At 66.6% G+C, this 26,292-nt stretch carries 14 protein-coding genes; 1 reads left to right on the plus strand and 13 read right to left on the minus strand.

Features of this window, described 5'->3' with window-relative positions:
- Nucleotides 1–11: 11 nt before the first annotated feature.
- From C8D93_RS18570 to C8D93_RS18585, 4 genes are all read right to left on the minus strand, one after another.
- Nucleotides 12–992, minus strand: a complete 981-nt coding sequence (locus C8D93_RS18570; RefSeq protein ID WP_170124112.1) for an efflux RND transporter periplasmic adaptor subunit — start codon at nucleotides 990–992, stop codon at nucleotides 12–14.
- A 256-nt stretch (nucleotides 993–1,248) separates the two neighbouring features.
- Entirely contained in the window at nucleotides 1,249–2,706 is a 1,458-nt protein-coding gene (locus C8D93_RS18575) for an efflux transporter outer membrane subunit (protein WP_110266733.1), read from the minus strand.
- Entirely contained in the window at nucleotides 2,699–5,845 is a 3,147-nt protein-coding gene (locus C8D93_RS18580; protein ID WP_110266734.1) for an efflux RND transporter permease subunit, read from the minus strand. The genes C8D93_RS18575 and C8D93_RS18580 overlap by 8 nt, the downstream gene beginning before the upstream one ends.
- On the minus strand, nucleotides 5,842–7,017 hold the full coding sequence (locus C8D93_RS18585; RefSeq protein ID WP_211307419.1) for an efflux RND transporter periplasmic adaptor subunit: 1,176 nt from the start codon (nucleotides 7,015–7,017) through the stop codon (nucleotides 5,842–5,844). The genes C8D93_RS18580 and C8D93_RS18585 overlap by 4 nt, the downstream gene beginning before the upstream one ends.
- A gap of 111 nt (nucleotides 7,018–7,128) precedes the next feature.
- Here C8D93_RS18585 and C8D93_RS18590 point away from each other — a divergent pair, with 111 nt between their 5' ends.
- On the plus strand, nucleotides 7,129–7,755 hold the full coding sequence (locus C8D93_RS18590) for a TetR family transcriptional regulator (RefSeq protein WP_146216660.1): 627 nt from the start codon (nucleotides 7,129–7,131) through the stop codon (nucleotides 7,753–7,755).
- Nucleotides 7,756–7,763: 8 nt separating this feature from the next.
- On the opposite strand, the gene C8D93_RS18595 is transcribed toward C8D93_RS18590, so the two are convergent.
- From C8D93_RS18595 to C8D93_RS18635, 9 genes are all read right to left on the minus strand, one after another.
- Nucleotides 7,764–8,786: a hypothetical protein gene (locus tag C8D93_RS18595; RefSeq protein ID WP_110266737.1), complete on the minus strand. Its 1,023-nt coding sequence runs from the start codon at nucleotides 8,784–8,786 to the stop codon at nucleotides 7,764–7,766.
- A 2-nt stretch (nucleotides 8,787–8,788) separates the two neighbouring features.
- Nucleotides 8,789–10,675 carry an alkaline phosphatase D family protein gene (locus C8D93_RS18600; protein WP_110266738.1) on the minus strand — a complete coding sequence of 629 codons (1,887 nt, stop codon included), beginning with the start codon at nucleotides 10,673–10,675 and terminating at the stop codon, nucleotides 8,789–8,791.
- A gap of 23 nt (nucleotides 10,676–10,698) precedes the next feature.
- Nucleotides 10,699–12,003, minus strand: coding sequence for an alkaline phosphatase PhoX (locus C8D93_RS18605; protein ID WP_110266739.1), 1,305 nt, complete (start codon nucleotides 12,001–12,003; stop codon nucleotides 10,699–10,701).
- A 49-nt stretch (nucleotides 12,004–12,052) separates the two neighbouring features.
- Nucleotides 12,053–13,729, minus strand: a complete 1,677-nt coding sequence (locus C8D93_RS18610; protein WP_245904001.1) for an alkaline phosphatase D family protein — start codon at nucleotides 13,727–13,729, stop codon at nucleotides 12,053–12,055.
- A 198-nt stretch (nucleotides 13,730–13,927) separates the two neighbouring features.
- Nucleotides 13,928–17,083: a penicillin acylase family protein gene (locus tag C8D93_RS18615; protein WP_170124114.1), complete on the minus strand. Its 3,156-nt coding sequence runs from the start codon at nucleotides 17,081–17,083 to the stop codon at nucleotides 13,928–13,930.
- A gap of 110 nt (nucleotides 17,084–17,193) precedes the next feature.
- Nucleotides 17,194–19,983, minus strand: coding sequence for a hypothetical protein (locus C8D93_RS18620; RefSeq protein WP_110266742.1), 2,790 nt, complete (start codon nucleotides 19,981–19,983; stop codon nucleotides 17,194–17,196).
- Nucleotides 19,980–21,851: a hypothetical protein gene (locus C8D93_RS18625; RefSeq protein WP_110266743.1), complete on the minus strand. Its 1,872-nt coding sequence runs from the start codon at nucleotides 21,849–21,851 to the stop codon at nucleotides 19,980–19,982. The genes C8D93_RS18620 and C8D93_RS18625 overlap by 4 nt, the downstream gene beginning before the upstream one ends.
- Nucleotides 21,852–21,868: 17 nt before the next feature.
- The gene (locus C8D93_RS18630; RefSeq protein ID WP_110266744.1) at nucleotides 21,869–24,313 is read right to left on the minus strand and encodes a DUF6351 family protein; all 2,445 of its coding nucleotides are present in this window, start codon (nucleotides 24,311–24,313) and stop codon (nucleotides 21,869–21,871) included.
- 126 nt (nucleotides 24,314–24,439) lie between these two features.
- A complete protein-coding gene (locus C8D93_RS18635) occupies nucleotides 24,440–26,272 on the minus strand; it encodes an alpha/beta hydrolase (RefSeq protein WP_170124115.1) in 1,833 nt (610 codons plus the stop codon).
- Nucleotides 26,273–26,292: the final 20 nt, after the last annotated feature.

Below are 26,292 nucleotides of genomic sequence, written 5' to 3' on the forward strand. Positions count from 1 at the left end.
CGGGCGGCTGCTCAACCGTGGTGCGTCGCGGCCGCAAGGACATCACCATCGCGCATGTCGGCTGGTACCCGCTCGACAATCCTCTCCCCGGCATCGAGGCCGGCCTCGGCCAGCACACCGTCCGCGACGATGTGCCCGGTCCGCAGCCAGCGGAACCGCAGCTTTTGATCCGGCCCGGCAACGAACACACCCTTCAACCCCCCTCGGTCGGCCAGCGCCGAAAGGGGGACCACCAGTGCCTGCCGCTGCCCGACAGTGAACGCCGCGCGCCCGAACATGCCAGGCAGCAGGCCGGATGACGCCGGCAAGGCGATCTTCACTTCGAACCCGCGAGTGACCGGATTGCCGGAGCTGACCCGACGCACCACCTCGCCCGAGAAGCTTTGCTGCACGGCATCTACCTTTACCGCCACTGCGTCGCCCTCGGCGATGCCTGCCACGCGCTGTTCCGGCACCTCGGTCTGGAACAGCAGCGCGGTGTCCGACTCCACCGTGAGCAGGGGCGTCCCCGGGGTGATCAGATCGCCCGCGTGGCGATGACGCGCCACCACCACGCCAGCCACCGGGCTCACGATCTGCGTGTACTGGCGCTCCGATTGCGTGCGCGACAACTCGGCTTCAGCCGCGATGGCAGCTTCCGTCGCGGCAGCCAACGCGAGCTGCGTCTTGCGCTGGTGGGCTTCGGCCACGAGGCCACGAGCGAACAAGGTTGCGCTGTCCTTGGCGTCACGCTCGGCGTCGGCTTGTGTTGCGAGGGCCTGGTCGCGAGCCGCCGTTGCCGCGCGGATGCGGGCGTCGAGGTCCTGGCTGTCCAGGTGGGCAAGTAACTGACCCTGCCGCACCCGCTGACCCTCGCGCACCTCCAGCGTCCGCACATAGGCGGTCGTACGCGAGCTGATCTGCACGCGCTCGTCCGACACCACGGTACCGGTGGCCGTGTAGACCAGCGGTACCGCACGCTGCTCGACCACGACGGTCGGAACGTCGAACACCCGGCCCGCCAGACCGGCATGTGGAGGAGGATCGCCACCACAAGCGATCAGCCCACAGATCAAGACAGCCGACCAGACCGGTCGCCACCCTAGTGTGCCCGACATTGGCATGAGTCGCTTCATGTGCGAACGATACAACATTGGGAGGCGGCTTCCATTCCGAAGACGTGGTTTTACATCGAAACCGATGTCGCGGGCTTGCGAGTTGGAGCCGGCCTTGACTATCCATCTGAACGCACGGCGCGCTGCGGGCCGCTCACCCTCCGGCGGCACAGTCCGGGCAGGGTTCACGCCAACCGCCGCCCAGTGCCTTGAACAGCAGGGCGGTGGCGATGAGCCGATCGCGAACGGCTTCGGTCTGCGCCAGTTCGGCGGCGAGCAGCGAGCGCCGCGCGTCCAGCACTTCGAAGAACGGCGAGTAGCCGTTGCGGTAGCGGGTTTCCGCTAGGCGCACCGCGGCCTGCAGGGCGCCGACCTGTCGGGTGAGGGCTTCGAGCCGGCGGCTGGCGGTTTCGAGCAGGGTCCAGGCGTCGCCGGCCTCGCGCAGGGCGTCGCGAATGCTCGCGCGGTATTGCAGCTCGGCCAGATCACGCTGCGCTTCGGCGACGTCCACGCCGGCGCGGATGCGGCCAAAATCGAGCAGCGGGGCGAGCACCGATCCGCCCAGGTCCCACAGCTGCGCCGGGCCGGTGAACAGGGCGTCGGCATCGGTGGCGGCGCTGCCGATGGTGCCGGCGAGGTTGATGCGCGGCAGCCAGGCGGTGCGGGCAACCGAGATGTCGGCCTGCGCGGCCATCAGCCCGGCCTCCGCCGCGCGAATGTCGGGCCGGCGTTCGATCAGCTCGGAAGGCAGCAGCTTCGGCAGGCGGGTGTCGAGGGTAAGGTCCCTCAGCGCCACGGCGGGCAGCGCCGGTGGCTGCAGCACCTGGGACGGCGGTCGCCCGGTGAGGATCGCCAGCGTGCGCCGCACCTGTCCGGCGCGGTTCTGCAGCGCGGGCAACTGGGCCTCGGCCAGCGCGAGCTCGGCTTCCGACTGGCGCAGCGTCAGCTCGGTGGTGGCACCGTTGCGGTAGTTGACCTGCTCCAGCCGGTAGGCCTCGTTGCGGGTAGCGATCGTGTCCTGGGTGGTGCGGATCTGGCGATCCAGCGCGCGCAGGTTGAAGTAGGCGGTGACCACATCGGTGATCAGCGCCAGGCGCACGGCGTCGGCGCCGAAGGTGGTTTGCAGCCAGCGGCCACGGGCAGCCTCGGTGGCCTGGGCCAGCCGCCCCCAAAGGTCGAGTTCGTAGGCCAGCACACCGGCGATCCGGTAGCGGGTGACCGGGCCATCGGCAGCCGACGTGGTTTGCCCGGTGTCGCCACGCACGACGTCGGCCTGGGCGTTCAGCGTCGGGTATTGGTCGGCGCGGGTGAAGCCGAGTTCAGCCCGTGCCCGACGTACCCGGGCGGCCGCGGCGCGCAGGTCGAGATTGGCGGCAAGGGCGTCGTCGACGAGTTGGGTGAGTGCCGGGTCCTCGTAGCGCTGCCACCATTGGGTCCAGTCGCCCTGAAGTTGCTGGGCGGCCTGCAGGGTGTCAGGCCATTGCGCCGGCAGATCCAGCACCGGACGCTGATAGTCCGCCGTCAACGCGCATCCGGCGAGTGCGGCGGCGCTGGCGATGCCGACCATGCGCAAGGCCGCGCCGGTCCGCCCCGGAGTCCGAGGCTCAGTCATGGCTGCGGACCTCAGTGGCGGATGCGGCACCGCGCCGGCCGCCCAGGCGTTCGGTGATCTCCTCGATCAGGCGGTAGAACATCGGCACGAAAATGATCGCCAGCACCGTGGCCCCGAGCATGCCGCCGATCACGCCGGTGCCGATGGAGTGCCGGCTGGCAGCGCCGGCACCGCTGGCCAGCGCCAGCGGCACGACCCCCATGATGAAGGCCAGCGAGGTCATGATGATGGGGCGGAAGCGCAGGCGCGCGGCGTTGATCGCGGCGTCGCGGATCGACTGTCCTTCGGCGCGCGACAGCACCGCAAACTCGACGATGAGAATCGCGTTCTTGGCCGCCAGGCCGATCAACACCAGCATGCCGACCTGAAAATACAGGTCCACCTCGAGGCCGCGCATCCAGATCGCCAGCGCGGCGCCGAACACGGCGAAGGGCACCGCCGTGACCACGGCCAGCGGCAGCGTCCAGCGCTCGTACTGCGCGGCAAGAATCAGGAACACCATGACGATGCCGAACACGAATGCGAGTTGCCCGGCACCCGCAGCAGCGATTTCCTGGTACGCGAGCCCGACCCAGCCAATCTGGTAATCCGCCGGCAGGGTTTCTGCCGCCACCGCCTGCATCGCCGCGAGGGCCTGGCCTGAGCTGTAGCCAGGGGCCGGGGCGCCCAGGATCTTGGCTGCCGGGAAGACGTTGAAGCGATCGACCAGATCGGGGCCCCGGCTGCGTTCGATCCGGACCAAGGTCGAGACCGGCACCATGTGGCCGTCGTCGGAGCGGACGAACACTTCCTTGAGATCGTCGGGTGTTTCCCGGAACTCGGCTTCTGACTGAAGATTGACCTGATAATTGCGACCGAACAGCGTGAAGTCGTTCACATAGAGCGAGCCGAAGGTGCTCTGCATCGCCTCGTAGACCGCGCTCACCGGCACGCGCAGCGCGCGCGCCTGGTCACGGTCCACATCCATGCGGTAGCGCGGGACCTGTGTCGTAAAGGTGGAACGCACTCCCGAGAGCTCCGGCCGCTGGTTGGCAGCCGCCACCAGTTTTTGGGCGGTGGCGGCGATCTCGTCTGGCGGCGCTGCCGAGCGGCTCTGCAGATAACCCTCGAAACCGCCGGTGGTCGAAATGCCGGTGATCGGCGGCGGATTCATCACTTTGACCTTGACCTCGGGGATGCTCCCGCCAACGCGCATCAGCTGGTCAACAACGGAAAAGGAATCCTGATCTTTCCCGGTGCGCTCGTCCCAGTGCTTGAGTGAGATAAAGGACGCGCCGGCATAGCTTTTCAGCGCGCCAGCGAGCAGATCGAACCCGGCGAAGCTGGTCATGCCCTCGATCGCCTTGTTCTCCAGCACTTTGGTCGTGAAGTCCTCCATTGACGCCGAAGTGCGGTGCAACGCGGCGGCCGGCGGCAGCTGGCTCACGGCGATCACATAGCCCTGGTCTTCGCCAGGCACCAGAGCGCCCGGCAGCCGCATGAGCAGGACGACCGTTATCGCGGTCAGGCCCGCGAACAGGAACACCCCCAGCACGGCATGTTGAAGCAGGTAGCGCACGGCGGCGAGATAGCCTTGCGTGACGCGATCGAACACCCGATTGAACCAGCGAAACGGCGCCGCAGGCTCGTCGTGCACGGGCTTGAGAATCAAGGCGCACAGTGCCGGCGTGAGCGTCAGCGCGACGATGCCGGAAATGACCACCGACACCGCAATGGTGATCGCGAACTGCCGGTACATGACACCCGTCATGCCGCCGAGAAAGGCCACGGGGATGAACACCGCCACCAGCACCAGCACAATGGCGATGACCGGCCCCGTCACCTCTTGCATCGCCCTGACCGCGGCCTGACGCGGAGGCAGCTTTTCCTGCGTCATCAGGCGCTCGACGTTTTCGAGCACGACGATGGCGTCGTCCACCACGATGCCGATCGCGAGGATCATGCCGAACAGGGTCAGCAGGTTGATCGAGAAACCCAGCAGCTGCATACCGGCAAAGGTGCCGATCAGCGAGACCGGAATCGCCAGCAGCGGAATGAGGGTGGCGCGCACATTCTGCAGAAACACGAAGACCACCACGACCACCAGGACCAGCGCTTCGATGAAGGTCTTGATGACCTCATCGATGGAGACCTCGACAAAGCGTGTGGTCGTGAACGGAATGTTGTACTCGAGGCCTTCGGGGAAGCGCTGCGCCATCGCTTCCATCCGCCGCTCCACCGCGGCCATCGTGTCCAGCGCGTTGGCCCCCGGCTGCAGAGAGAGCCTGATCGGCACGGTGGGCTTGCCGTTGAATACGGCGGAGAATTCGTAACGCTGGGCACCCAGTTCGATTCGTGCGACGTCCTTGAGGCGCAGGGACGATCCGTCGTCATTGGAGCGGACGATGATGTTCTTGAACTGTTCGGCGTCGGACAGGCGCCCCAGGGCGGTGACGGTATAGGTAAAAGCGACGTCGCTGCCGGCTGGCGGTGCGCCGAGACTGCCGATCGCCGCGTCGGTATTCTGCTCTCGGAGCCGCTCCGCGATATCGTTGGGCGTCAGTTCATATTCAGCGAGCTTGTCGGGCCGCAGCCAGATGCGCATCGAGTAGTCGGCGGCACCGAACAACGACGCATCGCCGATGCCCGGTATGCGCCGAATCTCGTCGATGATGTTGATCAGCGCGTAATTGCTCATGAACAGGCGGTCGTAGCGCCCGTCCGGCGAGGACAGCGCGACCAGCCCGAGAATCGAGCTGGACTGCTTGCGGACGGTCACGCCCAGATTGCGCACGTTGGCCGGCAAGGTGGGCAGCGCAGCCTGGACACGGTTGTTGACGTTGATCGTGGCCTGGTCAGGATCGGTGCCGACGTCAAAGTACACGGACATGCGCATCGAGCCGGCATCCGAGCTGGTGGAGCGCATGTAGATCATGTTCTCGACACCATTCACCTGCTGTTCGATCGGCGCCGCGACGGTCTCGGAGATCGTCTGCGCGTTGGCGCCCGGAAAGCGCGCCTGGATCACCACCTCCGGTGGGACGATCTGCGGATACTGCTCGACCGGCAAGGACCGCATCGCCACCAGCCCCGCCAGGGTGATGGTGATCGAAAGCACCGTCGCAAACACGGGCCGGTCGATGAAGAACTTGGAAATCATGGGGCCGCTTCCACGGGCGGATCAGAGGGCGCGACCCGCGCACCCGGACGCACCCCGACCAGACCGCCGACGATCACCCGCTCGCCGCCGCTCAGGCCGGTGCCAATCACCTGGCCCTGCTCGGCCAGTGCGCCCAGGGTCACCGGTCGCGGTTGCGCCTGCTGCTGGTCGTCGACGACATACACCACCGGTCCTTCGGCGCCCTGCGCGATGGCCTGCGGCGGCACCACCAGTGCATCGTCGATGCGCAGCCCTTCGATCGACACGCGCACGAACTGGCCCGGCGTCAGCTCGCCCTGCGGATTGGGAAAGATGGCGCGTACCTGCACATTGCCGGTCTGGGCATCAACGCGGGCTGCGAGAAAATCGATCATCCCCTCGTGCATATCCTTGAGGCCGTCCGAAGATCGGGCCTTCACCCGCAAACGCCCCTGCGACGGCGCGGCGTCGTCCGCCCTCATGGTGAGGTGGCGCCGGTACAGGGCCGCGTCCGCCTCCGGCACCGAAAACAGCACATGGATCGGGTCGATCTGTTGCACCGAGGTCAGCAGGTCGCCGACGTTCACCAGATTGCCTTCCGAGACCGCACGCAGACCGGTCACGCCGCCGATCGGCGCAGTCACCCGGGTATACCCCAGGTCGATGCGCGCGGCGCGCAGCGCCGCCTGGGCCGTAGCCGAGACCGCCTCGGCCAGCTCGAGCGCCGACTGGGCTTCATCGCGCTGGCGGGCGCTCACGGCATTCTCGGCAAACAGCGCAGCGACCCGCTCCCATTCACGCTGCGCCTGCCGCAACTGCGCCTGGGCGCGCTGGGCCTCGGCTTCGGCCTGCGCCACACGGGCCTCGAACGGCGCCGGGTCGATCCGGAACAGCAGCGTGCCAGCCTCGACCCGCGCACCTTCCTGATACGCCTGCGCCACCAGCAGGCCCGGCACCCGGGCACGCACCTGCGCGTCGGCCACGGCGTGCACGCGCGCCGGATAAGCGCGCGCCAGCGACACCGACTGCGGCTGCACCGGCATCAGGCTCACGCGTGCCGGGGGCGGTTGCGGCGGGGTGGATTGGGGCGCCGACGCACCATCGGAGCAGCCTGCGGCCAGCAGCAACAGCGCGCAGCCGAGTCCGGGGGAATAGCGGCGGACCAACAGACCGCGAAGGGTGCAGCGTGCCATCAGGAAACCTCCAGCCGACAGAACCGGCATTTTGCATACAGACGTGCATGTATGCAAACATAAACCAATGTAACGCGGGAGTCGCGTCATTTGGATGACGAAGAGGGATCGATGGCCAGACGTACCAAGCTAGAGGCAGCTGAAACCCGCGACTCGCTGCTGGACGCCGCCGAGCAAGTTTTTCTTGAGCGAGGTTATGCGCGCAGCACCCTGGAAGCCATTGCACGCCGGGCAGGCGCGACGCGGGGGGCGATCTACTGGCATTTCCGCGACAAGGCGGATGTGCTTGATGCCATGGTCACGCGCGGCCGGCTGCCCCTGCAGGAGCTGATCTGCGGCATTGGGGATAGCCCGCCCGAGGGCTTTTTGAACACCCTGCATACCCTCTGCCTGGACGCCCTGCTGGAGCTGGCCCGGGATCGTCGCCGGCAGCGGGTGTATGCGATTCTGCTGCTGCGCCTGGAAGATGGCTCCAGCTCGCCGGAAACCCAGGCCTATGTGCGCCGCAGCCTCGAAGACGCCCGCGCGCACCTGGAGCAGCTTTTCGATCGCGCACGCGCTGCCGGCGAAATCGACCCGGACCTGGAACCGCGCACGGCGGCGCTGTCGCTGCACGCCTACATGCTGGGCATCTACTGCAGCTGGCTAAGGGCGCCGACCTCGTTCTCGCTCGAAGGCCAGGCGCAGGCCATGATCAAGCTGTTTTTTCAGGGGATCTCAAGCAACAACCACGCCTGAGCCAGGGTTTAGCTTGCGCCACGCGATGCAGCGCCTATCTGGGTCGGCAGGCGCAGATGGCAGACGATGGGCAGGTGGTCGAAGGCGCGGATGGCGGTGGCAGTGCCGGCGACGCAGTCACCCTCGAGGCGGTCACTGACCAGGTGATCGATGTTGAACAGCCTGGCGTAGGTCGGCTCGGCGCCGGGGCCGGCGTCCGTGAGCAGGCCAAAGGCCAGACCGTCGCCGACGTGGCGGTTCCAGGTCGCCGCGCTGGCGTCCCAGAACATGCGCGCCGGATCGACGTTGAGATCGCCGATCACCAGGTTGCGGGCGCCATTGGCGGCCGGCGCGCCGCTGCCGTCGCCCAGATCGGCGAACACCTGCTCGAACTGTTGCGAGCGGCAGGCCTGGTCGGCGCGGGTGATGCCGGAGGTGCCGTGGACGTGGACCACAGTGAGCTCGCCGCCGCCGGCCAGCATGATCACGCCGCGGCCGACGCGCGAACCGCCGCCGCAGTCGGCCACCCGCGCGCCGGCCAGATGATCGAGGCACAGCGCGCCCGTGCAGCCGCGCCAGCGGCCGAACGCCTCCTTCACCGCGAGGCACTTGTCCGGCTTTTCCAGGTTGCAGGCGATCTGGTAACCGGGACCGAGCACGCGCTGCACCACGCTCGGATCGCCCGGCTGCCAGTCCTCGCAGACGAAGCCGGGATGGAACGCCGGCGGAATCTGCGCGCAAGCCTCGCTATGGAAGATTTCCTGGAACGCGACGATGTCGGGCTGGACGCCGGCAATGTACGCCTGCACTTCTGCCACGAGCACTTTGAACGACAGGCCGGTGCCGTACCACTCTCCAGCGACCCGGGCGTCGTCGCAGTCGTACGCTGCGCCCGGGGCGCGCGAGCAGTCAGGGATGCCGGTGTTGAAGGTCATGGCGACGAAGTCACCATGCGTCTGCGCGGCGCCCGCGTCCAGCGCGCCGTCACCGTCGCAGGCAGCGACGCCCAGGGCCAGTGCGGCGCACGCGACGCGCAACATGGGAGCGCGCATGCTCAGACGCCCGCCGGCAAAGGCGCCGCAGGCGATTGACGCCCGCCCCGCGTCGGCTGTGGGTTGGGCACGGACGCCAGGTGCGGCGCGCCCACGGCCGAGACGAACTGCCGCAGCAAGGTCTGCTCCGGGGCGGCCTGCGGGCTTGGCACTTCCCACAGCTCGCAAACCAGCGTGTCCGCGGTCAGATGCGCCAGACCATACCCGTAGGTGCGCCAGTTGAAGTAGCGCAGCTGCGGATTGACCAGGCGCGCGGCGTCCTCGACCAGCACCATGATCGGCGTCGCCAGCGGCACGTACACATTGGCCTGCGTGGCGTAGTCGGCAAGCGGCGGCTGGCCGCCGTGGGCCGCCGCGTAGAGCGCCCCGGCCACCACATCCACTCCGTTGGCACGGCCCATCGCCGAGGGCACGATCTCGACGCCGACGACGCCGCGCGTGCCGCCGCCGTTGGCCGGATTGTAGGCCGGCAGCCCGGCGGTTTCGATGAGGTCATTGGCGAACCAGCCGTGACTGTCGCCGGACATCACCAGGTTGTCGACGATGCCGTGCTCGCGCAGAAAGCCGTAGAACTCGTCGCGCGCCGCCGGAAAGCCGCCCCAGCCGCTGGTGTACAGCTCGGGGCCGTTGGGGTTCAGGCCTAGAGTCTCGAACAGGCCCGGCAGCGGCGCGGTGAACAGCAGCAGCTGCGACAGGTTGATCTGGTTGACGACCACGCGCTGCACCGCGCCACGCTCATTGGTCGAGGCCAGCAGTACGCGCTGCAGCCACGCGGTCTGTGCTTGACCGAGCAGCTTGCCCATCTCGCTGGGCGCCTGTGGATCGCGGTGGCGGCGCTGGTCGATCAATATGACGTCGGCCAGATCACCGTAGGGCAGGTAGCGGTAGAACAGCTCGGCCGCCGTGCGCGGCACGAAGGCGATGTTGGTATCGGGCGTGGGCGGCGGGCCGAATTCACCGGAGCCGTCGGGCAGCGGGGGCCGCGACGGCGTCCACAGCCAGAACACCTGCGCCGCCTCGGCGCGGGTGAATTCGATGCCGGTGTCGGGATCGGTGGCATCGTCTACATCGTGCTGGTCGGGCATGATCGCGAACGGCAGCGACTGATGCGCCTTGAGCAGATCCGGGTCGCTGTAGTACAGCGCGTAGCGGCGGCCGCATTCGTCGGCGTTGCGCCAGTCGCGGAAGTCGACGTACTCCGGGTCGAAGACGTCGTTGCGCGCGCGATACCACTGTTTGTCGTCGACGAAATCGTAGACATGATCGCCGGCATGACAGAACAGGTCGAGATCGTCGCGCTCGGCGATGCGCGCATAGGGGTGAAAGTCCATCGACCAGTACGAGGAGCAGGCGGCGTGCGCGATGCGCAGCTCGGCGACCGCGTCGCCCGGCGCCGGCGCGGTGCGGGTGCGACCGGTGATCGAGCGGCGCCCCAGCGCTTCGAAGGCGTAGTAGTAGGTCGTGGCCGAGGGCAGCCCGGCGGCATCGACTTTCACCGTCCAGTCGAGGCCGCGGTCGGTGCGCACGCGCCCGCGGGCCACGATGTCGTCGAGCGCCGGGTCGGTGGCGACGAGCCAGTCGACGGCGACTTCCGTCAGCCCCTGAGGATCGGCGACGGCCCAGCCGCGCGCGTCGGGCACGGTGATGCGCGTCCACAGGATCACGCGGTCGGCCAGCGGATCGCCGGAGGCCACGCCATGGCCGAAAGGCAACAGCTCATTGATGGCCGGATAGTCCCAGCCTGGCGGCGGCACGAGGTCGACCGCAGCCCCGCCGTCGGCGGCGGCCGGCCCACTGTCCCCGCAGGCGCCCAGGCCGCCCAGCGCGGCAAAGGCGCCGAGCGCTGCACTGCCGCGCAGGAACTTTCGACGGTCGATCGGCGGACTCATCGTGGCGCTCCCAATGATCGGCCTCAGCGTCCGCTGAAGGGCCCGGTGACTTCGTAGGTGATGCCGCCGGACAGGCGCCCGCCGCGCTGCGAGCTGAAGTACAGGCGGGTGCCGTCGGGCGAGAATGCCGGGCCGGTGATCTCGGAGCCGTCCTGCCCGTCGACGCGCAGGATCGGCACGACGCTGCCGTCCAGCCCGATCGCCGCGATGCGCATGTCGCCGCCGTCCTCGGCCACCAGCAGGTCGCGCGTGGGGTTGTAGACCACGCAGTTGTCGACGCCGCGCAGCGGCGCGGCATCACCGCCGAACAGGCTCGCGGCGTAGATCAGCTCGATCGTCTCTTGGGCGGTGTCGTAGGCCCAGACGCGGTTGCCGGACTTGGCGGTGAAGTACACCAGATCGTCCACGTACCAGATGCCCTCGGAGCCGGCGAAGATCGTCGCCTCGGCGATACGGTTGTTGCTCTGCGGCTGGTCGGGACTGAGCGCGTCGATCCACTGCACCGGCATCGGCGGGGCATCCAGCGGGATGTCGCGGGAGTCGGCAAAGCCGGGCACTTCCATCACCTGCAAGACGCCGTCTTCGAGCTGCGGACGCTCGGCGCCGACGGGCCAGTCGCTGCTGCTGGGCACGAATCGATAAAACCGCGCGTCGCCGGTGTCCTCGGTCAAGAACAGCTGGCGGCGCGCCGGATCGACCGCCACGGCCTCGTGGTCGAAAATCCCCAGCGCCGGCAGCGCCCGTGCCGCCAGCAGGCCGCCGAAGGGATTGCACTCATGCACCCGGCCAATCGGAATCTCCTCGCAGGACAGCCAGGTACCCCACGGCGTCGGCCCGCCGGCGCAGTTGATGAGGGTGCCGGCGAGGATGCGGTAGGCATCCACGCGATTGCCCTGGGCGTCGAAACGAATCGCGCCGACCCCGCCGGGCACCGATTCGCTGTTGGAGACATAGACCCAGCCGCCGTCCTCCGCGGCAAAGGTGGCGCCGCCGTCGGGAAAGGTGTGCCAGTTGTAGCCGAGCAGCGGGCTGAGCAGGTTGCCGAGCAGGTCGGACACCACCGGCAGTCCCGACTCGGCGATCACGCGCGAGCTGAAGCCGGGCGGCAGCATGATGCCGTTGGCGTCCGGCGCGCCCAGCGGCCCGAGCGCGGTCAGCGATGGCGCCAGCACGGTGCCGCCCGGTCCCGATCCGGAGTCGCTGCAACTCCACAGCAGCGGCCCGGTGGCGATCAGGCCCGAGCTGGCCAGACTCTGGCGCAGAAAACTGCGGCGGCTGAGGCCCTGCGGGCTGGGGCGGCGATGGGCGTGCGGCAGGCTGCGAAACATGGGACGCGCTCCGGTTGAGGGGTAGGGCGCTGAAGCGGCTCGTTGCAGTTCAGGGCGCGAGCGGCGGCGCGTCGGTGCGCGCGGGGCTCGGCGCGTCGGCGCGGCGCAGGCGGTTTTCACCGGAGCGGCTGAACAGGGCGTGGCCGAATGACTCGCCGCCGCCGCGCTCGGCGATGGTGTCGACATACCACCAGTCGCACTGGCAGCGGTCGCGGTTGATGTCGAGCACCACATAGCCGTTGCGGTCGCCCTGGAAGTACTGGATGTGTGGGTCGACCGCCCGGAACAGCGTGCGCAACAGGGGCGTGGTGGCCGCCGGAAAGCCCGGCGAGGTTACCGAAGGGGTGACGAACTCGACCGCGCTCGCCTTGATCAGGCCCAGATCGAGGGGGTTGCCGGTAATGTTGTTGAGCAGCGTGACCAACTCGCCGGGATCGCGATACAGCTCGATGCCCCAGGAACTGTGGATGTCACCGGTGAGCACCACCACGTTTTCGACCTGCCCGGCGTCAATGGCATCGAAGACCCGCTGGCGGGCAGCGGCATACCCGTCCCATTGGTCGCCGTTGATCGCCAGCAGCTCCCGCGTCAATGGCACACCGAGCAGCTCCACCTCGGGCAAGGTCAACAATCTAAGTTGGCCGAACATGATCTGCTGACCGATGAACTTCCATTGCGCGCTCGCCTCGTTGAGACGCGACGTGAGCCACGCCTGCTGCGGCGCGCCCAGCAGCTGCCGGTCGGGGGAATTGACCCGCGGCCCGCCCACGGCGAGCAGCAGCGGCTCGTCGCGGCCATACAGGCGCGTGTCGAGCATCAGCAGATCGAGCAGATCGCCAAACTGGAACTGACGCCAGATGCGCTGCGGGTCGTTGGTATCCACCATGCGAATCGGCATCCACTCGAAGTACGCCTGGATGGACTCAGCCTTGCGCAGCAGCCAGTTACCCTCTGCGCCCTCGGTGTGGTTCTCGGCGCCTTCGACCCAGGCATTGTTGGCCGACTCGTGGTCGTCCCAGATGCAGATCATCGGGTGCTGGCGATGCAGCTCGGCGAGGTCTTCGTCGCGCCGGTATTGCGCGTAACGCATCCGGTAGTCGGACAGTGTGAGGATCTCGGTGGGCGGCTCGTAGTCGCGCGCGCTGCCGTACTCGCCGTTGCCGTATTCATAGATGTAGTCGCCCAGATGCAGCACGCAGTCGATGTCGCTGCGCTGCGCGAGCAGCCGGTAGGCATTGAACCAGCCGTGCGCCAGGCTCGAACACGACACCATGCCCAGCCGCAGATGATCGACCGCGCCTACCGGCAGGGTGCGGGTGCGCCCCACCGGCGAGCGCGTGGTGCCGACCTCGAACTGGTAGTAATAGGTCGTGCCGGGCTGCAAGCCCAGCGGATCGACCTTGACCGTGTAGTCGCGGTCGGCATCGGTGAACACGCGCTCGTCGATCAGCACCTGGGTCATGGCCGGATCGGTGGCGACGCGATAGCGCACCTGCAACGAACCCTCGCCCTCCGGGGTGACGCGCGTCCACAGAATCACCCGATCGGACAGCGGATCACCCGAGGCGACGCCGTGCAGGAAGGCCGCCTCACCAGCGCGTGGGTCTATGCCAATTGCGGTACTGCTCCCGCAACCGGCCAGTACTGGGAGCAAAGCCCCCCCCGAAGCGATACTGACTTGGCGGAGAAACTGACGACGGTCCATATTCACGATTCCGATGCGCAATCAAAGACGCGCGAGACTAGATTCGGGCAGTGTCATGATGATGACGAAACCGTGAGATGGGCCCGCAATAGGCCAACTTTACCCACCGACTCTGGGCAAAGCGATGCGGCCACCCCAAAAAACGGCACGCGCCCTTGGGCCACGTTCCATTAAAGGCCCCCTACCGCAAGCACCCCAAACAAACGCCCGAATCAACCATCACCGTCGATCGCTGAACTCCACCGCCCATTGAATCGTCGGTTTATTGACCCAGTGCTGATTGGGCACACCGACGACGCCAATCGCCTGAAACACCACCTCTTCAACAGACTGGTCGGCGCCCCAGCTATCGAGACTGCCGATGCCGCCGAGACTGTCGACGGCCCCGTTCAGGCTCGCGATCAGCGCATTGGCGCAATCTTCAAGCTGGTTCGAACCGGCGCAGCGAATCTGCCGGTAAGACACGGGCGCGCGACCCAGCGCCATATCGAGCACTCGGCCGAGATAGCTGTACCAACCATCGTTGTAAGCACTGCCCTCGCCGCCCGGCGAATCGTGCCGCCCCACTGGGATGAGCCTGCGGCCGTTCACGTTTTCGAGTGGCAGCAACTGCGGCAGCGCGGCGTCGAGTAGTGGGTTCCACCACGCGTCCATCAGCGCCACCGCCTGCGTATCGTCATACACGCCGTCGCCGCTGCGATCACGCCGCTGTGCGCGGTCGCTCAGCGGCTTTTCTGTCCAGTCGCGCATCAGGTTCACCGCAGGCCAGAGCGGATCGTCCAGCGGCAAGAATTGCTCGATGACATCAAGCGCCCGCGGGATGAGTTCCTGACCGCGCAGATCCACATAAGCCGCGTCATTCACTGCTTCCACGACTTCTTCAAGACGCACGTTACCGCGCGCAACCAGCGGCTCGGCACGCACCTCCAGCAGGTTGTTACGGTCGAAGGCGCCGGCCATGCCACTGTCTGCCGGCCACCAGTCGCGGGTCGCCTGATTGTTCCAGTTGGCAAAAAAGCCCGTTTGCGGATTGCGGTCGCGCGCCAGCCGCTCGAATGGCAACACCCCGCGCCAATCGTGCTGGCCGTTGCCCCACGACGGAAAATCGGGGTAAACCGTCGTGGCCCGCGCCGGCAGCAGCGACGGGGTAATAAAGGCGATGTCTTCGGCGTCGATATAGAACCAGTTGAAGGCGCTCGCCATCAGGCTGAAACTCTCCTGAAAGCTGTCGACGTCGTGAATGGCGTTGCTTGCAGCCAGTGCAAACGGCGGCGCGGCATCAAGCTCTTGAAAATAGGTGCTGCGCTCTTGTGTTAGCGCCACCGGCTGGCCGCCCACGGTCGCGAAACCGATGACCGGGCCATAACGCATTGACCGAATCACCCTTCTCTCGGCGATGAAGTTCTGCCCGATCTGGTCGGCATCGAAAGTCGAGCCCAGGTTCCAGCGCGCCGTCCATTGATCCTCGATGACATCAAAGTTCTGGCACACCCCATTCACCCGATAACTGCCGGGGGTGACCACCCGCGGGTCCTCGCAGAGTTCGAGCACACGGACGTCGGCGATATCCACGCCGCTGGAGGTCGCACTCCAGGCGAAGTCGATGCCCCGGCCCGGCACGACCACGTAGGGCAAGCCGGGAATCGTGCCGCCCCGCACGGCGATCTGGTCGCCGTCGTACATCGCCACCTCGGCGATCAACTGCGGGGTGAAATAGCTCACCTGCGGGCCGAACACCGCGATGGGATTTCCGGATTCGGTCCGGCTGCGGTCGATCAACAGCGCATTGCTCGCGCTCTTCGGAAATACGTCGCCGATGCTGCGCGCCGCGCCCAGCGCATTGGCGAGCACGGCTTCGGCCTGCTCGCGCAGCGCCTGACCTTCGGGTGTGTCCTCGGCCAGCTTGGCGGCAAAGCGCGCCTGGGCCTGCGCAACCGCGTCAGCAGCCCGCCGCGCATTGGCCTGCTCCCGACCCGTCAGGATGTCGGTGAGAAAATCCAGCGACAGGCCCAACACCCCACCGAGGCCCAGAATCTGATCGATGGCGTCAACCAGCTCCTCAACCAGCCCGAAGGCAGGCAATCCGGGCACCTGTCCGAGCAGACCGCCCGGACACAACGGCTGCCCTGGGCGACCGCAAGGCCCCGCCTGAAACGGGGCGTAGGGCTCGAAACTGTCGGCGTCAAAGATCACATTGCCGGGGTAACGCTGGGCAAAATCTGCGCGCAGCGGACACACCGTGGGATCGAGGCGTCCCGGCTCCTGGGTCGGGAAGCGCCGCTCGGTCGTGACATTGATTTCAGGGTCGTCACTCATGCGCAGGTCGTGATACAGCGCACACGCCGTCTCGACATCGCCGGTTTGCGCATGCAGCGCCTGAATCAGCTCGACGTTGCGCTGTTCGGCGCCCCCGCCGGCGCCGAGCTCGGCCTGAATCACGGTGGCAACCGCGACCACGTCCTCTTCAACAAATTCTTCGAGCGGAACACCCAGCAGCAGATATTCCAGCGGCACATCGAGCAGGCCCATACGCGCCTGCCGAATCCATTCGTTCACGCCGCGGATGAAGGCCTCGCCATCGATGCGCATCTGAACACCGAGCGCGCCGTATCGATCACGCAACTGTTCGAATTGCGCGGTGCGTTCGGCTTCACGATAGGGCGCAAACGCGTTGATGGCGCGATCGAAACTGAACTCTGCACGGCCGAGAAACTGCGATAACTCACCGCGCCCGGCGCGACGCAGCACGTCCATCAAAAACAGCCGGTCACCGGCCACGGCGTAGCCCGCGCCAAAGAACGCGCCGCGACGATCATCGCCGTAGACATGCGGCACCCCGAACTCGGCCTCGCGCTTGACGGTCGCGCCGAGATCGCCAGACTCGACGCGCTCCTCGCTGGCCCAGTTCGGGCCTTCAGGGGGCAACAACGACGCATCCTTGAAGAAGCGATCGACATCCGCGCGGGTCAGGCCCGGTTGCGCTTGCGTCGGCCCGAAGTACATGCCGAGCTGGTTGTCGAAATTGTCGGACTTGGACAAGGCTGGCGTCAGGCCGGTAGCGCCCACGATGTCATCGAGCAACGTCTGGAGCACCGGGCCAAGCAACGGCAGGTCGCCCACCAGTCCGGCGATGCCGCCCTGCCCGGACTGCCCCGGCGGCAGCACGGTACGCACCGTGCCCACGTCCTTGAAGGGGTCGCTGACCAGCGGTCCTGGAATGCTGGGGGGTACGAAGTCGAGCGGCACATCACCGAATTCGTCCTGACCATCGACACCGCCTTGCCCGCCGGAACCGAGCTCGACCGACGAGGACGAGCCGCATCCAGATACACCGGCCATCAGCGCGATGACAGCGCCACGCTTGAGCAGCCGCACGACGCCACTGCTTGAATTACCACACAGCTTCAATTGGCGCATCGTTCCTCTCTCACTCATCGTCTTATGAACTTTGTGTTTGAACGGTCAAGCGCATGGTGCGAGTCGAATCACTCCACGATGACGGTGGTGCGGTGGGTGGCTTGACCGCCCCGACCATCATCGACGCGCACCTCAAGCTGCACATCACCCGAGCAGTTTTCAGCGAGCTGCAATCGCGCGCCGGGTTGGTCGGCATCGATCAGATCGGCCACACAATTTGCGCCCGCCACCACCTGCCACTGCGCGGTGAGCGCGTCGAGGTCAGGGTCGGCCGCAACGCTGAGCAGCGGCACCGAAGTGCCGGCCCTCGCCCATGCCGGCCCCGGCGCGCGTACCAGCGGCAGGGCATTGCCCGACGCTCCGCTGGCGACCGCTTCCGAGACGTACTCACGTGCAAAGCAAGGGCGTGGTCCACAAACATTGGTGAAGCGCTGACCGACCAAAAAATCGTAGCGCTGGATACCGCTGCTTAATTCGCGGCGCGGATTGCCGTGCGGGTCCTGCCCGATCCGCGGCGGGATGTTCCGGGTGGGCGATGGCGGCGTGCCGGCGTTGAAAGGGTTGTCGAGCGGGCCGATGTCCCAGACCACCATCACCGAACCGTTGTCGCCGTCGACCGCCGCGGGCATGCCCCAGTACGGGTTCACGTTGGTGTGCCGCCCCGGCTCGGCGCCCGGCAGATGCACGCTGGCCGCCATGCTGCGGTTCATGACCTCGGCGGAAACGTCTGCAACCTGGTGGTCGCCAAAGGCCACATGCATCAGGATTTCCTTGTCTGGCGTGGGTGCCCCCAGCCCGGCGTAACCGTCCTGATTACGCAGGTCGTTGATGTAGCCGGTGTTCTCGCCACGTTCCCAGAGATTGCTGATCAGCGAGAACAGAAAGCTCTGGTCGAAGCTGTTGGGATAGGCGGCATACATGAAGATGCCGTAGAGGTCGAAATCGACACTGCGCCGCAGCAGCGTGGAGTAGTTCATGCCGGGCACGCCGAAGGAGGCGCGCTCGATGTCGGGCGAGGTGGCCACCACCGGCGCACTGAGAATGCCGCCCTGGCTGTTGCCGTCGTAGAACAACCGATCGGGCTCGAAAACCGGACGCCCGTCTGCGGTCTGGAAGGCCGGCGAACTCACGAGACCATCGGGGTGCTTCATCAGCCGGCCCATGAAATGCCAGTTGATGATGCCCTGTTGCAGGCGGTCGCTGAGGCTGCGGAACTGCCCAAGCTCCAACAGGATGATCAAGGTCATGGGGACATCGCGCGTGGACATGCCGATCCAATCGATCGCGCAGTGCATGAAGTTCAGCTCGCGCAGCCGGGCCGTGCTGCTGCCGCCCACCTCGCCTTTGGCGCCGAGCAGGCCGTGTCCGTAGAGTGTGGCGGCGGCGGGCCGCACCCAGGTCTGTGGGTCATCGAAGCTGCCGACGGCGGTGCGTGGAATCTCGCACTGAAAGCGATATTCCTGCTCCGGCTGCAGCGGGTTGATCTGCGGAAATTCGCCACGCGGCAGGCCATAGTTGAGGCGTGAAAGCGGCAATTGGCCGATATCCCGCAGCAGCAAGCCCAGGGCATCGCCGGCCACGCCCCCGATTTGTTCAAGCGGCGGCACGCCAGTGCCCTCGATGGCGCCCAGCAGCGCTTCGACGCCTGCACAGTAGTCCACCAAGTCGCTGAGCAGCGGCAGGTTGTCGCACAGGCCGTCGGGCAGGTTCAGGAAGTTCGGCACCGTGAAACGACCTTCGATACGGCGGATGGTCGCACCATCGTCGAAATCCTCAACACTGTCGATCTCGAAGTCCGGAGCGGCATCGCCCAGGATTTCGAGGGCGCGATCGCGCATGTGCAAGCTGCGGCCGGCAAGATTGCGCTTGCTGCGCACGGTGAAGTCCCAGGCCAGATACAGCGACTCGCGCGCGACGCCGTGCTGGCCCAGGCGCGCGAAGATGTCTTCCATGGCCGCGCGCCGGTCGTTGACCGCGTCGAGGTCGCTGGCGTGGTTGTCGCGAAACACGCGAAAGTGGGGCCTTGCCGGCAAGGGCGCGCCACCGGCATCCACCAGATTGCGCATGGCGACGATGTAACGACGCCCTTCGGTGAAATTGATGCCCGGCCGGATGATGAGCGCAGGTGGATCGATCTTGAAGGCGCTGTTGGGCAACAGGCCGGTGCGGTCGAGCAGTTGCCCCAGCACATTGAAGACCGGGCCCAGCGCCGCGCTGCAGCCGGCGCCGACGGCGCCCAACAGTGGACCGAGGGGCCCGGTGGCATCGCCGATCAAACTGCCCAAATCGCCGACGAGGCCGCAGGCGGGGGTGGCAGCGGTGCCACTTTGGTCGAACTCCACCCAGATGGGATGCCGCTGCAGGGTTTCGGCATCGACGATGAGGATCGGCGCATCCGGCTCCAGCGAGGCCTCGATATCGGTGACGGGCGCCGCCCTGCTGCGATCGAGGTCCAGGTCGGGCACGTGGCTCAAAATCATCTGGCCCGGCGAGAAGCCGTCGTCCTGATTCCACTCGGCGGGATTCACCGGCAGCAGGGCGATGTTCATCGGCATGCCGGCCAGGCGCAGATCGAGCCGCAGTCCAGTGTCGGTACCGGCATCGGGCCGCGTCAGGGCATTCGAGGGCCACGGAAACTGGCAGTAGGACGGATCGAGAAAATCACAGCCACGCAGGCTGGACGACAGGATGTCGCCGCGGATCTGGCTGTCGAGCGAGGCCGGATTCTGCGGAGGCAGGGCGGCGTTGCCGCTGGTGTCTGGCGCGGAGCTTGAGCCGCAGGCGCTGAGCAGCAGCAGCGACGGGACCAGGACGCTGAGCGCGCGCCGGCGCCCGACCAACATCGAGGCGAGCTTCATGGCAATGTCCCTGTAACCGGGGCTGCGTTCGCACCGAGCACCTGCGACGGCGACAGCCAACCGAGAATGAACGAGTTGCGCAGGTAGACCAGCACGCGAGCAATCAGGCAATCCGTCGATGACGGCTCCGTGAGGCAGGCCGACAGGGGATCGCCACCCAGCTCGGCCATCGGCGCGTCAAAGAGCGGCCGGTAGGCCTGCAGCATCAGCAGCGGCGCCGTGAGGGCACCGAGGGACACCAGCTCTTCATAGGGGTCGGAGCCCGCGAGAATCTCGCCGACCACGAACTCATCGAGCGGGATGATGTAACCGAAGGAATTCTGCGTGAGGCCGAGCAGCATGGTGTGCGATGCCGACGACAGCGCGCGGATATCCTGCCCCAGGGTATTCGTGGCCTCCCCTGGGATGGTCACCATCTCCAGCCCCAAGCCGTTCGGATCGCCAATGGTCACGCGACTGACCGGCGTGGACACACTCAGCGCAAGCTGCGGCAGCGCCGCATCGATCTCGGCGAGCAGCTCCCCGAGGGGGCCGAGCGGCTCGATGAGGGGCAGATTGATCAGGTCGCCGGCACCGATCAGCGGCAGCGCTTCGATGACGTCGAGCAGCGGGCCGACGACCGGCAGCCCGCCGAGCACATCCCCCAGCAGCTGCGTGTCCTCAAAGGGCGGCAACAACGCAAACTGGTAATAGCCATCAAAACTGCCCAGCACGCCGGCCAACAAGAACAGCGGGTTCAGCAACGGGAGCAGCACTGTTTCCGAACGAAAGGCGAGCGTCGGTGGCAACTCGACGGCCGCCTGCGGCCAGGCTTCGAGGAGACGCTCGGCAATGGCCTCACCGCGCAGACGCGAGCGCGTATAACGGTCGTCGGCGTCAGGCCCTTGATTGCTGGCGTCCGCAATGGCCCCGTTGTAGAACAGTGCGGTCCCGCCATGCGCCCGCTCGATCGCATCAATCACACCCACGACGTAATCCGGGTGCGGAATCCGTGGATTCTCGCCGGCGCCGATGTTGGTCGGATGGGCGTTGTATTGCACGATCGAGCCGATGGCCGCACCGTCGCCGGCCCGCGCAGCCTGCAGCATCATCAGGCTGTCGTCGGCCTGCTCGCTGCCCAGAATCCGGGCGCGCCGGTAGCTGTTGAACTCCGGCGCGCTCGTCTCCATCACGCGCAGGCGTGCCGGTTCGCGGTTGGCCAGCGCAGTCTGCGCCGCGCGCACGCCGGCCTGATAAAGGCCCGGCTGCAGCGGGTCGTCGTTGTCCAGCCAGCTGCGTGGAACGCCGCCCCACAGGCCCTGCAAATCCGGCCCGGCGTGGGTATGCGTCGATCCGAGCAGGATGTTGTTCGGCGGCAGGCCCGTGGCCACCGAGATGCGCTCGCGCATCTCGCGCTGAATGGTATTGCCGGTGCCCACCGCATCCAGCGTCAGGAACAGGACATCCTCCGCCGCCAGATCGGATTCGGCGCTTGAAATCACCATCGCCCGCAGCCAGATAGGCTCAGGGCCAAACGGCCCCTCGTAGACGGTGGCACCGGCAGGCGGATTGGCGAACAGATTGTTGAGAAGATCGGGAAGGGCCGGAAACGGCCCCAGCCCGAAGCCGCCAAGATGAAAATACTGGGTTGTGCTGCGCCCCAGCGGTCGTGACTCCTCGACCCCCATCACCTGGTTCACGCTCGGCGGCACGGCGATGGTGGCGGCGCCAGCCCTGAGCAGGCGCTGATCGCCGACGCCGGGGGACGGGGCGAGCCCCGCCTCGGGCACTGCGCTCGAACCACAGCCGGCCTGCAGTGCCAGACTCAAGACCACGGCCAGGCCAAGCGGGTTGCGCGCCGCCCGCGAGTCTGACGTCGCGGATGCCATGTTCGCAGCCCCCGATCTCAGTTGGCTGCGGCGGCGCGTGCCACCCGCCACTTCAGGCTGATCGGTTCCTCCAGCAGCTCACGGCCACCCATGGACGGCCAGAGCAGGCTGGACCCCGTGTCTCCGACCGACGGACGGCTGTAATCGCAGACGCCGTCGGGGAAAACCGCCATCAACTCGCCCAGCTGGGCGCTGCTCAGCGCCTCGCTGTAGTCCCGCGGGTCCACCGGCTTGAGCTGACATTTCACCACGTCATCGCTCATCGGCATGCCGGCCACGATGCGCGGTGTATCGACGACCGGCAGCAGTGTATTGCACAGCGCCAGGCCCGCCGGGCCTGGCACATCGATGCGCAGCTGCAGGCCGGGTCCGGTCGGGGTCACGCCCGGCAGCCCGATCACCGACTCGATCGTGGGCAGAATCGGCAGCTCCAGACCCAGCGGCAGGATCACCGTCAGCGCACCCAACTCGAGACGGCCGCCGAGTACGCCGACCGAACAGGCGTCGCCCGCGGTCGCAGGCTTGCTGTTGAGCACGGTTTGCACGCGGTTGCGATCGAAGCCGGCAACCGCCTCGGCGGCGTTGATGTTGTCCAGCCAGCGATCCATGACCACGAAGTTGTCAGGCGGCGTCACCACGCCGCGCTTGATGCTGTAGGTATCGCTACCGCCGGGGCGCGTCTGCAGCCGCGCGCGCAGGTTGAACGGCCGCACCGATTCGTGAATGTTGAGCACCGGAATGAGGTCGAGGTAGGCGGCGGAATCGATGAACGGCGTTTGCTCCAGTGCACCGCGGCCGACGACCGCGCCAAGACGATAGAGGCGGCGGGCGACGTCGTCATCCATCACCATGCGGCCCTCAACGCCCGGCACGACGTTGCCGTCGATGTCGTAGCCGCCGATATTGCGGTTGAGGTCGATGAACTCCTCGAAGCTGATGAGCCCCCGGTTGAAGGCCTGCAGGCCGTACTGCACGCCGCGGTTGTCCAGCGGACGGCGCGCGAAGCCGGTGTCCGGGTCAATGCCGAAGATGTTGACCAAGCCGTCCTGCAAAGTGCAGCGCGGTCCGTCGGGCCGCTCGACCGGGTCGTAACGGATGTCGCCCGGCACCCCGCAGCCGCTGCCGGCCGTGGGAATCAGCCGGTCGACGAAGGTGCTTTCCCAAGACGTGCAGATATCGTTGAGCGGCAGGCCGGTCAGCACGTTGTGCCCGTTCACCGCCCAGCGCTTGGGGCCGAGCCAGTTCAGATTGCTGCGCTCGTAGTAGGCATTGAGCAATCCGCAATCCGCGACCGTCATCGCGGTGGAAGGGATGTCGGCAAAGGTGGCGATCGTCAACCCGGCCGAGATCAGCCCCGGCGCGTTGTTGGCCGCGTTGATCTGCTGCATCGCCGCGCCCGAGCCATTGGTGCCGATGAAGCGGTTGATCAGGCCGTAGCGCTCGATGATGTGCTCCTTGGTCATCATCGTGCTCTCGATGCTCAAGAGCGGATTGCAGTGATTGCCGTAGGCCGACAGGGTGTTGTGGACCGTGATGTCGCCATTGCCGAGGCGGTCCGACACGCCCATCAGGATGATGAGGATGTTGTCGTCCGACAGCTCGGCGAGATTGGGGAAGCCGCCCAATACGAAGTCCGGCGTGCTGCTGCCCTGCTGAAAGCCCACTCCGCAGGACTCGCCGTACACGTAATACACATTGCCGTTCCACAAGCTCGCTTCGAAGCGATCGGGATCAAAGCGCGCCGCCGCGTCGCGCGCCAGCGGATCGTCCAGAACCGCCATGCGCGCGATGCCGCGGTTGATCGGCCGCGTCTCCACGCGCACCACCCACGGCACGCTTTCGCCGTGGGTGGTGCGCGTGCCCATGGTGTCCGGCGGGTAGCTGTCGAAAGGCGGTTCGAGCTCGGTGAACCCGACTAGGCTGCGCGCAAACCACTGATAGCGCGGCTCGAACGAGCAATGCTCGTCCAGGGGCTCGCCCAGCCCGGACGGCTCGGTGCGGCAGAAGAAGGGCTGTTGATGCGGCCCCGAAATTACCGGTCCAGTCGACGGGTGGTTGCGCACCTCCAGTACGGCGCTGCGGATTCCGCCCGGGCCTGAGGCTTGTGCGCCAATCTGGTTGACGCCCTCGACGAGCCCCTCGACCAGACCGACCCATTGGCCGTCCTCGCGCAGCGAGAACGCGCCGCTGACATCGACGCTGTTGCGGCTCACGGTGAGCCGGTCGTCCGGGGCGAGTCCGCGCACCGCCACCAGCACATCGCCCCCGGTGACCGCGTCCGGCAGGGCGGACAGGGTCAGCAAGTCGAACTCACCCGGCTGCAGCGGTTCGGTTTTCAGGGTGTGGTAATCGGCATCGACGGTCTTTTGAAAGCCCTCGTCGAAGCCGACCGGATCGCTGCCGTCACACGCCATCAGAAGTGCGGCGCCGACGCACGCGGCTCCAAATCCCGGCTTGATCATGGTCTCTCCCCTCTACTTCGTCGCGATCCTGCGCTGAGAATAGCCGCTACGCAAGCGCTGCAGACCGTCTGGATGGATGAATTCGCGCCGCAACCCTTGCCGGTTTTCTGCGTGAGCGCCGCTGCGTCATGGCCCGAGTATCGGCAGCTTGACCGTGCCTCCTACGGTGACCGGTGTGGGCACGCGCGCAAACGACGAGAAGAATTGCGGGTGGAAGGGCATGATCAGAAGCCCGATGGTGTCGCCCGGTTGCAGCTCCACGCTGACGCCGGCAAGCGGAAACTCCTGCAGCCCCCCCTCGCGGTTCGGCATCACCTGCTCATGCAGCAGTCCCACATCTCCCCCCATGCGCCTGACGCCGATGCCGTAGTACAAAATCGGCGCGGCCAGATCGCTGCCGCTGACGAACAGACTCACCTCCGGAATGCCCGCCACGACAGTCCGCTGTTCGGCGGTGAGCAGGGGGGCAAAGTTTTCGAACGTCAACAGCTCGTTCAACAGTTGCGGAGGCAGCAGATTCAACAGCTCGGGGATGACGGCGGCAAAGTCTTCCGTGGGGTTGCGCAGACCGCTAACCAAGGCTTCGACCAGGCTCGCCGTGTTGCCCGGCAGCTGTGCGAGGAGGCCCTGCAGCACGGCCGGCTCGAGCGTCTGCAGCAGCCCCAGAACCGCACCGGGCAACAGCCCGGTGACGACGGTCTGATCCGCGGCAACGAAAGGGCTTCCGCCCGTCGGCACAGCGTCGAGGACGACCCCGCTTGTGGTGCTTTGGGTGATGCAGACCTTGGGTATCGCCTGCGCGGGCCGCACACCGCGCAGCTTCTCGTTGAGAAAGTCGAACATCATCGTCGGCACATTGAGCCGCCGATCGCCACACTGCACATCAAACTCGACACCGAAGAGGATCTGATTGCCGGACTGCTGCAACAGCGGAATGATGTGACCGTCGCGCTGCAGCAGCAGGCGGGTATCGGCGCCGGTGGCGTCCAGACACTGTGCCATCCACACGGCCTCGTTGGCATTGAACAGCTGGTCGTGCAGACCCTGCACAAAGAAGGCATCGACCTTTGGCGCCGTCCGCCCGTCCTCGCGACGGCCCTCGCAGAAGGACGCCAGGCCGTTGTTCGCCAACCGTCGCTGCGAGTCCTCGCCCAGCTCATTGAGCAACAGCCCTTCGAACAGCGCGCGATAGATGAAGGGGTCTGCAATACCGGAGATGACGCTGGAGCCGACCAATACCGTGGCCCAAAGCGACTTGGGGACCCCGCCGGGCATCAGGCTATAGGTCAGGTCATACCAGGTGGCGGTCGGCACGATCGCATCGATGCGTGAGTCCACCGCCGCGCCAATCGTCTGAAAGCCTCCGCCGTAGGACAGGCCGAGTCCGCCTACCACAGGATCGCCCTGCCAACGGGCGAGATGCGGGCTCAGATGATCGACCGCCCAGTCGATAATCGCGGCCACGTCCCGGCCCTCGAAGTCGGGGTCCTGCACCTTGACTTGGCCTTGCGAGCGGCCCCAGCCGCGCTGATCGAAGGAGATCACAAAATACCCTTCGTTCCAGGCCTTCTCGGCGGCTGCCGCCGGCGCATCGCCGAAGACCACGTCCGTCACCGGGTTGGTGTCGAAACTGCGGATGCCGAACAGGCCCCACCCATGGCTGTGCAAGACCAGCGGCGCTGGCGTATTCGCCGGCAGCTCAGGCTGAAAGACCGTGAAAAAGATCTCCGCCCCGTCGAATGACGGCATCGACACGGTATAAGAGGTCTTCTGCAGAGGCGCGCCACCGCCCTCGAGCCGGCGAGGGAAACTCGAATCGCCTCCGTCTTCGCGGGGTGAATCGCTACCGCCGCAGGCGGATAGCGTCACCAGCGCGACAACAGCCAGCGCCGACCAGATTTTTCGGGCTCGCCCGAACAACACGCCGCCCATACTGACAATTAGCCACAGCACGCCCATCTCCAGTCCATCCTGCCGAC

It is taken from the genome of Sinimarinibacterium flocculans (genome assembly GCF_003201205.1).
GTDB lineage: Bacteria > Pseudomonadota > Gammaproteobacteria > Nevskiales > Nevskiaceae > Solimonas > Solimonas flocculans.